General features: G+C 33.0%; 8 protein-coding genes. 6 read left to right on the top strand and 2 right to left on the bottom strand.

Annotated elements, in window-relative coordinates:
- The 6 genes from WBQ70_RS10490 to WBQ70_RS10465 all read left to right on the top strand — a co-directional run.
- A partial coding sequence (locus WBQ70_RS10490) for a hypothetical protein (protein ID WP_423913824.1) occupies positions 1-282 on the top strand: 282 nt, incomplete at its 5' end.
- Positions 283-285: 3 nt separating this feature from the next.
- Positions 286-1,614, top strand: coding sequence for a hypothetical protein (locus WBQ70_RS10485; RefSeq protein ID WP_423913822.1), 1,329 nt, complete (start codon positions 286-288; stop codon positions 1,612-1,614).
- 3 nt (positions 1,615-1,617) lie between these two features.
- Complete coding sequence (locus tag WBQ70_RS10480) at positions 1,618-2,046, top strand: hypothetical protein (protein ID WP_423913819.1); 429 nt, start codon at positions 1,618-1,620, stop codon at positions 2,044-2,046.
- A gap of 21 nt (positions 2,047-2,067) precedes the next feature.
- Positions 2,068-2,652 (top strand): CHAP domain-containing protein, encoded by a 585-nt coding sequence (locus WBQ70_RS10475; RefSeq protein WP_423913817.1) that lies wholly within the window; start codon positions 2,068-2,070, stop codon positions 2,650-2,652.
- Positions 2,653-2,930: 278 nt separating this feature from the next.
- On the top strand, positions 2,931-3,236 hold the full coding sequence (locus WBQ70_RS10470; protein WP_423913815.1) for a hypothetical protein: 306 nt from the start codon (positions 2,931-2,933) through the stop codon (positions 3,234-3,236).
- Positions 3,237-3,666: 430 nt separating this feature from the next.
- Entirely contained in the window at positions 3,667-5,502 is a 1,836-nt protein-coding gene (locus WBQ70_RS10465; RefSeq protein ID WP_423913812.1) for a type VI secretion system baseplate subunit TssF, read from the top strand.
- A gap of 364 nt (positions 5,503-5,866) precedes the next feature.
- Here the strand turns inward: WBQ70_RS10465 and WBQ70_RS10460 are convergent, their stop codons facing one another.
- Both WBQ70_RS10460 and rpsO read right to left on the bottom strand, forming a co-directional pair.
- The gene (locus WBQ70_RS10460; protein ID WP_423913809.1) at positions 5,867-8,008 is read right to left on the bottom strand and encodes a polyribonucleotide nucleotidyltransferase; all 2,142 of its coding nucleotides are present in this window, start codon (positions 8,006-8,008) and stop codon (positions 5,867-5,869) included.
- A gap of 228 nt (positions 8,009-8,236) precedes the next feature.
- Positions 8,237-8,506, bottom strand: a complete 270-nt coding sequence (rpsO, locus tag WBQ70_RS10455) for a 30S ribosomal protein S15 (protein ID WP_423913827.1) — start codon at positions 8,504-8,506, stop codon at positions 8,237-8,239.
- Positions 8,507-8,515 lie beyond the last annotated feature (9 nt).

The raw sequence follows: 8,515 nt of genomic DNA, 5'->3' as shown, positions 1-8,515 counted from the left end.
GGTAAAAATGTATCTGTGAGTGCTGGTATGGATATTGTTTCAAGTGCAGCTATGAATATGATAGATTCAGCTGGAATTAATATAAATCAAATCGCTTCGGCTGATTTTATGCTAATGGCATCTAATATCACAAAAATTGCAAGTGATAAATATTCTAATGATGCTAAAGATATTCTACGAAATGCTTCTGGAAAAATTGAAGCTATCTCTGTAGATGAACACATTCAGAATAGTAAAGGTAAAGTAGAAAATCTTTCGGGAGAAAAATCACTGAATGCTTAGATTATGGGAAAAATAACTATACTAGCTAATAATTTTTTTGAAAACTCTTCAGGGAGTATTCGTGAGGATGCATCAGAAATTAAGACACAATCAGCAAAAAAAGTTGTACAAAATGGACAAAAAGGGGTTGCCTATGATAAAAATAAGGATAGGAAACCGCTAACTGATATTCGTATAACGAAGCTTGAAGGCCCGTTCGATACTAATGGAAAGTTAGTTGACAAAATTGCTTTAGGAACTTTTTATGTTTTTAGGGCAACACCATCTAGAGACCCCAAGAAAGAAGAGATAGCATTACTAAAATGGGCTATAAAATATGAAGATGGTAAACGCTTAATAATTGACGGTACCGGATCCCTTACTAAATTAGACGGGGGTAAAATAATTATTTCTCTAAGAGTAAAGCAAGATTTTGAAAAAGCGAAGGTTTATGCTTTTTATGGAAATGCTCTTGAAACGGTGAGTGTGGATTTGAGTTTGAAGCAAATAGAAATAATATTAATAGCTGGTACAGAACAACATTCTCAAACATATGGTAATAAAATGATGTTTCCTGCTCAAGCTGTTCGAGAAGTTCGCCAAAATTTTGCATCTAGCAAGCACGCAACAATAATTATTTTCAAAGATGGTTTTACTGAAATGGAACTAAGTATTATAAAAAAAGATGCGAGAAACTGGAATAAAACATTATACTTTAAAAAGATAAATTCAATTAAAGAACTAATTGATTACATAAATAAAGGAGATGCTACAGTTAAAAGATCAGATGTAAAGATTGGCGTAATCAAAATTTTCTCACATGGTCTGCCAAGTATTTTAGATTTTGGACTTGATGGGGATAACAGCTCAAATCAACAATTTACAGCAAATAATGTGCTTGATTTGTCAATAGAGTCTTTTATTACAAATCCAATCATTTATTCATATGCTTGTAGGACAGGAAATTCTGATAATAGACTGTTAGCTTATGCTCCTAGTTATAAATATGATGAAGCCTCGATGAAATTAGTGAAGCCTGAAGAAAGTTTAGCTCAAAAATTAGCTGAAAAATTAAATGCAAAGGTGTATGCATTTTTAAGAAGAAGTAATTATACACCTACCTGGCTTGATGGTGGTAATGCAGAATATAAAAAGGAATATATAACGATAGATGATGAAGAGGTTAGTAACCCTTTAAATCCCAAAGATTGGTTTAGAAAAGGTTGGGATGAAGCTTTATGGAATTCTAAAGGTGCATTTGAATTGCCAAGATCAGGTGATTCTCCAGGAGGTATTTTACCTAACGGAATGTATAAATTTGAAAAAATGAAAAAACCTGTTTTAAATAAATAAAAAATGAAAATAGTCTACAAGTCCATTGTAATAGGTTTTTTTTGTACCATATTAACGATTATTCAAGGCTACCTTTCAATGGGACAATATGCAAATGAAATATCTTCGGGTTGTATAGACTGCTCTTTTAATGAAGTGTTAATTAAATATGCAATTGTGTTGATTTTTTTGCCAACTGTTCTAATGCAGCTTTTGTTTAATAAAATTTTTAAAAAGCAATATGTCATTTCGATAATCATTGTGTTTTTTTTGACTTTTGTTTGGTTAAAAATAATAAATGCTGATGTTTTTGAAACAAGAGTTTCAAGCTGGAGCTCATTTTCTACTGCTGATATTGATACATTTGTTTTTATGCAATCATATAAATCAATTATAATATGTATTTCTCTATATTTATTGTTTACTTTAATGTTAAATAAATACACTAAATAACATAAAAAAAGAATTGAAATTGTGAATAGAAAAATCATCATTTCTATACTAATAGTTATAATATCATATGCTGTAGTATTAATAATTAAAAAAGTAAATTGGCATTCTAAACTTGAAGTTGGAGAAGTTGTAGACGCTTTTAATGAAGTAAACGTCTATTATAATGGTGGAGTAAGTAACTCTGAGGGTAGAAATTTATCTGTTGATGGATATAATATAGGAATGAAATATCAGTGTGTAGAGTTTATAAAAAGATATTATTATGAACATCTAAATCATAAAATGCCAGATACGTATGGAAATGCAGTCGATTTTTATGACAAATCACTTAAAGATGGAAATGTTAATTTAAAAAGAGGTTTAGTGCAATTTTCAAACCCCAGCAGTATGAAGCCAAAAGAAGATGATATACTGATTTTTGACAAAACATTTTTTAATAGATATGGTCATGTTGTAATTGTTTGCAAAGTTCAAGATAGTTTAATCGAAATAATACAACAAAATCCTGGTCCGTTTGGATCTTCAAGAGAAATAATTAAAATTAGAAAACAAAATAACCTTTGGTTGATTGATAATAAAAGAATTCTTGGACGCTTATCTAAGTAAAAAAAAATATTAATTTATCTTCAATCTAGAAGTTGGAGCTAAAAAGACCCCGCTCATGCACGAACCCTTTCGTGTGGTATGTGATTTAATTCAGATATTAATTTGTTTGTAAATGAATCGAGTGAATTTTAGAATTTGTATTTTGGTTGTATAATCATTTAGTGGCGATGGTTTTGCAACAGCGGTGGGCTATCGCCAAGGAGCGGTGAGATAAACCGATTTGGCAATAGGTGCTTTTACGGCACGAGCAGCCGATTCAGACACGCTTTCCGAAATGGTTGCTTTGCAAACCAATAGGTAAGGATGCCAATAGTATTTTTTATAGTGGTGTTTCTTATTTACCATTAGGAATAGGACAAAAATTCACGATCGAAAACAAAACCGTAGAACACAATTTGTTGGTGGTAGAAGCGATCCATCACTCAGAAGTACACGGAAATTACACCTGCGCGTTCAAAGCCATTCCATCTGATATAGCAGCACCGCCTTACACCGATGTTAGTTGTTACGCCAAAGCATACTCGTATCCGGACAAAGTAATTGACAACAACGACCCCGAAGGTTTGGGTCGTGTCAAAGTATAGTTCAATTGGGCAGGAGCAAGCGCAAAGAGCGATTGGATGCGCAGTCTCGTCCTAAAATAAGTTTACATATTTATACTTACTCCTATAATAGATTTACAACTCAATTTAATCCTGTTATTGGTTTACAATAATAGAACTCTTGGCTGCTTATCCAAGGACGAAAAATAATGAGTTACTGCGAATTAAAAATCAGGACAAAATAGCAATAGAATTTCGTGTTCTAGAGGTACAATATTTGTCAATACAAATCTTATATTTAAGCAAAGATGTAAAATCAGTATTTTCTTAAAAATATTCGATTAACAGTTGCAAAAGTTTTCTACTTTAAGTTTATCTTAGCCGAAGGAAAAAAAATGAAAGAGCGACAATAAAGTGCCTTTCTTTTTATAAAAATAAATGGCAATAAACTTCATTTTTGGATAGCAAACTTATGAGACAAGAACGAATTAAAGATAGAATATTAAAGAGAGCAGCTCGATCATGGGGGTTTTCTGAAATTGAAATGGAAACTTCTTTTGATCCAGTGGTTTCCATGATGTTAAACGGCCTTTCCTATGAATTGGAGAAAATAGCGCATGAGTTAGAAGATTCTAAAACTCGAGTGGTAGAGCGCGTTCTCGAAATTATGTTTCCAGAGGTAACAGCGGGAGCCAAGCCAGCACGTGCCATATTGCATGCTATGCCATTGGAAAACAACAAGAAAATATCCTTAAAAAACCAAATGGTTGTAAGCCGAAGAGTACATGATATTTACAATCCCGTAGCACTTATAACTAAGGAGATTGTGTTGTCGCCATCTCTAGAGGTTAAATTAGCGCCTTGCGAAGTAAAATATATTGCATACGAAAGAAATTTATTTCAAATTTCAAATTTGTTTTATAGAGATAGTGATCGTGATTACAAACATACGCTACCTTCAGGCGAAGTTTTTATTGGAATTGAATTGCAAGGAGGACAAACATTTAATTTAGAAGACCTTGCGCTGTATATTGATATTAAAAACCTACATCAAAAAGAGATGTTTCATTACTATTTGAAGCAAATGAAATGCTTTCATGATGGTCTCGAAATCAAAGTAAAAGAGGGGTACAATGTGCCTTTGAATTCTTTGGAAATTGAAGCTATTATTGGTAGAAATTATACACATTTAAGTGAGGTAATGAATGAGGTAAACGAATACTATTTTGATAATTTCTGTACTCTTAAAGGAGTTTTAAGGTACAAACCTATTGAAGAATATGGTAGAGAATATCAATGTTTTCAAGATATTTCCAAAAGTAATGACAATCCAATAATTTGGATCAAAATGGTTTTTCCTGAGTCTTTAGTTCCTCAAATATTAGATAATGTAACATTTAATGTAAATTGCTTTCCAGCAGTCAATAAACGTAGACATTCTATCGTTAAAACCTTAGGTAGCTTTTTATCTTATGTCGCGTTAGAAACGGATAATAATATTTATTTGGATGTGGATACTGTAGTTGATACTTTTAACAACCATTATGAAATTAAGGAATACACAGATGGCGTTGTTGAAGAAGGTAGTGCTGTTCTTAGAACTGGGGGTGTGTCTCGGTTTGATAGTAGGAGTGCTTCAGAATTGCTTCAAAACGTTTTGGATTTGTTAAAAGATGAGAGTTCATCTTTTTCAAGCTTAGGTAAAGATTTTATGAATAGCTCGCTGGTTGAAATTAATCAGTTACTGGCTTCAGTAGAACAGCAAGCCAAAGAAAGTAATTTCTCTAAAAACAGTGCGCCATATTTAATGATTAAACCCAAAATTGATGACACTACTGGAAAATCCTTTTCGATAAACTACTGGTCAACATGTGCAGAAGAAGCTAATGATATTAAAGCTGGGACAATTTTTGAAGCTAAAGATGATTTGTATTTTGCCAGTCATAGAGTGACTTTAATGACTAATACAGTAGGTGGCCTAAATAAACAAAATAACAAAAATCGAATTTTAGCCTATCGCAATGCTTTATTAACTCGTGGGCGCGTAGTAACTTTTGCAGATATAAAAGCTTTTAGTTTTAGTCATTTTAAAGGTTGTGTAACAGAAATTAGAGTAGAAAAAGGTACACGTAAAGAGATTTCTTCGAACGAAGGTTTTAGTCGTACGATTGACATTCATTTAAAAGTAGATAAAGCCGAAAAAGAATATTTATCTCCAACAGAATGGGACTACTTATGTGAAAGTTTTATGAAAAATTTAAAAAACAGATCATCTAATGTTTATCCATACCGCTTATTTATTGAATAAATATCTTCTAATAGTTATTAATTCATAGATTTTCATTATTAATAATAGTTATCTATGTCGATTATTTAGGATTAGACATATTGTTGTGTTTTAATTAACTAATGTTAGTGAAGTTTTTTATAATGTATTATGTTTAGGAAGGTTGATTAACAAGCTATAAATAAATTAACACTATAAATTTTTAGGTTGTGTAAGCATAGTGCATTTGTCTTTGGATTCATCTCGTAGGAATGGATTTTGAAAACATTCCTGAGAAATAATTCATTCTCCTCCTAAAAAAACTAAAACGAGTATAAACAAAAATCCCGCTTCAAATAAATGAAACGGGATTTTCTATAATAAACCTTTAGTAAACTAAGATGGATTACTCTTGTTTTGTCTCACGTGGAGGTCTAGCTATAAGTGCTTTTCTTGACACTTTCTCTTTTCTAGTTTTTGGATCCATACCTAAGTATTTCACTTCAAATACATCTCCCATGTTCACTACATCAGAAACATTTTCTGTGCGTTCCCAAGCTAGTTCAGATACGTGTAATAAAACTTCATTTCCTGGAGCTGCTGTATATTCTACAACTGCACCAAAATCTAGCATTTTGATTACTTTTACTTCATAAGACTCATTCATTTGAGGCTTGAAAGTAATTGATTTTATTTTAGCTAATACTGCTTCAATTCCAGCAGGATCAGTTCCTAAAATTTCAATAACTCCTTCTTCAGTAATAGGGTCTTCATTGATAACAATTGTAGTTCCTGTAGCTTTTTGTAATTCCTGAATCACTTTTCCACCAGGTCCGATCAATGCTCCAATAAAAGCATTAGGAATTCTTCTTGTAATAATTTTTGGAGCGTAAGCTTTAACATCCTCTTTTGGAGTAGCTAAAGTTTCGATTAATTTACCAAGGATATGCAAACGTCCGTCACGAGCTTGAGCAAGTGCAGCTTCCATAATTTCGTATTTCAATCCATCAATTTTGATGTCCATTTGACAAGCTGTAATACCTTCAGAAGTTCCAGTTACTTTAAAGTCCATGTCTCCTAAGTGATCTTCATCACCAAGAATATCAGACAATACCGCAAAACGCTCTCCGTCAGTAATCAATCCCATTGCAATTCCAGAAACGGGACGAATCATTTGGATACCAGCATCCATTAATGATAAAGTTCCGGCACAAACTGTTGCCATAGAAGAAGAACCGTTAGATTCTAATACTTCAGAAACAACACGAATTGTATAAGGACAATCAGCAGGAATCATGTTTTTCAAAGCTCTTTGAGCTAAGTTTCCGTGACCTACTTCTCTTCTTGAAGTTCCTCTCAAAGGACGAGCTTCACCAGTTGAGAAAGGAGGGAAGTTATAGTGTAAGTAGAATTTCTCTTCTCCTTGTTCAGACGGAGAGTCAATTTGGTTTGCTTCTCTAGAAGTTCCTAAAGTTGCAGTTGCCAAAGCTTGAGTTTCTCCACGTGTAAACAATGCAGATCCGTGTACAGATGGTAAGTAATCTACTTCACACCAAATAGGTCTGATTTCTGTAGTTTTTCTTCCGTCTAAACGAGTTCCTAAATCTAGGGTTACGTTACGAACAGCTTCTTTGTTTGTCTTTTTGAAGTATTTAGAAACTAAATCTCCATTTTCAGCTAATTCTTCTTCCGTAAACAAAGCTTTTACTTCTTCTTTTACTTCTTCAAATGCAGCTGTACGTTCTTGTTTAGAAGAACCTTTGCTTGCAATAGCGTAGATTTTATCATAAGAGGCAGCTTTTACTTTAGCGTAAATAGCTTCGTCTTCTTTTTCTCCTTCGTAGGTTCTTGTTTCTTTTTTTCCAAATGCTGCTGCTAATCTTTCTTGAGCTGCAATTTGTACTTTAATATGTTCGTGAGCAAATTTGATTGCTTCCAACATTTCAGCTTCTGAAATTTCTTTCATTTCTCCTTCTACCATTGCGATAGAATCAGTTGAAGCTCCAATCATCATATCAATATCGGATAATTCTAATTGAGCACGGCTTGGGTTAACAATGAATTTTCCATCAACACGACCAACTCTTACTTCAGATATTAACGTTTCGAAAGGAATATCAGACAAAGCTAATGCCGCTGATGCTGCAAGACCTGCAAGTGCATCTGGCATAACATCTTCGTCATAAGACATTAATTGAATCATTACCTGAACTTCAGCATGGTAATCATCTGGGAAAAGTGGACGTAAAACACGGTCTACTAAACGCATTGTTAATACTTCGCTATCACTTGGTCTAGCTTCTCTCTTGAAGAAACCACCAGGAAAACGTCCTGCTGCAGCAAATTTTTCACGGTAATCTACCGTTAAAGGTAAAAAGTCTATACCTGGACTTGCTTTTCTTGAAGATACTACTGTTCCTAAAATAACAGTTTTTCCTATTCTTACTACTACAGATCCGTCAGCTTGTTTGGCTAAACGACCTGTTTCGATTGTGATGTTTCTTCCATCACCTAAATCGATGTTTTCTACAAATAATTGTGGAATCATAAATTTTTGTTTTTTTTTGATTATTAAATGGGTGACTAGTTGTGTTGTCTTTGCTCGCGTAGTTACTGCGAAAACCCAATGAAAAACCAAACTTTTTTTTGTATAATTTAAAAATTCAACTATTGAAAGATTGAAAAAAAAACATTGCTTTCAAGGTTTTTAAATCCTTAAATCTTTTTAGTCTTTAAATAAAAAAAGAGGTACTTGCGCACCTCTTTTTTAGATTGACTATTTTCTAATACCCAATACTTTGATAATTTCACGATATCTGTTGATTTCTTTCTTTTTCAAGTAATCAAGTAAAGATCTTCTTTTACCTACTAGTTTCACAAGTGAACGCTCTGTGTTATAATCATGACGATTTCTTTTCAAGTGTTCAGTCAAGTGGTTGATTCTGAATGAGAACAAAGCGATTTGTCCTTCAGCAGATCCAGTGTTGTCTGCTTTTCCTCCGTGTTGAGCGAAAATTTCCGCTTTTCCTTCTTTAGTTAAATACATGCTAATATT

It is taken from the genome of Flavobacterium sp., from assembly GCF_049590715.1.
GTDB lineage: Bacteria > Bacteroidota > Bacteroidia > Flavobacteriales > Flavobacteriaceae > Flavobacterium.
The sequence above is the reverse complement of the archived record's forward strand: the minus strand, read 5'-3'. Positions and strand labels throughout refer to the sequence as shown.

Bases quoted from the DNA above. Each gene is read 5' to 3' on its own strand.
- WBQ70_RS10485 (WP_423913822.1), top strand. From the start codon at position 286: ATGGGAAAAATAACTATACTAGCTAATAATTTTTTTGAAAACTCTTCA.
- WBQ70_RS10480 (WP_423913819.1), top strand. From the start codon at position 1,618: ATGAAAATAGTCTACAAGTCCATTGTAATAGGTTTTTTTTGTACCATA.
- WBQ70_RS10465 (WP_423913812.1), top strand. From the start codon at position 3,667: ATGAGACAAGAACGAATTAAAGATAGAATATTAAAGAGAGCAGCTCGA.
- WBQ70_RS10460 (WP_423913809.1), bottom strand. From the start codon at position 8,008: ATGATTCCACAATTATTTGTAGAAAACATCGATTTAGGTGATGGAAGA.
- rpsO (WP_423913827.1), bottom strand. From the start codon at position 8,506: ATGTATTTAACTAAAGAAGGAAAAGCGGAAATTTTCGCTCAACACGGA.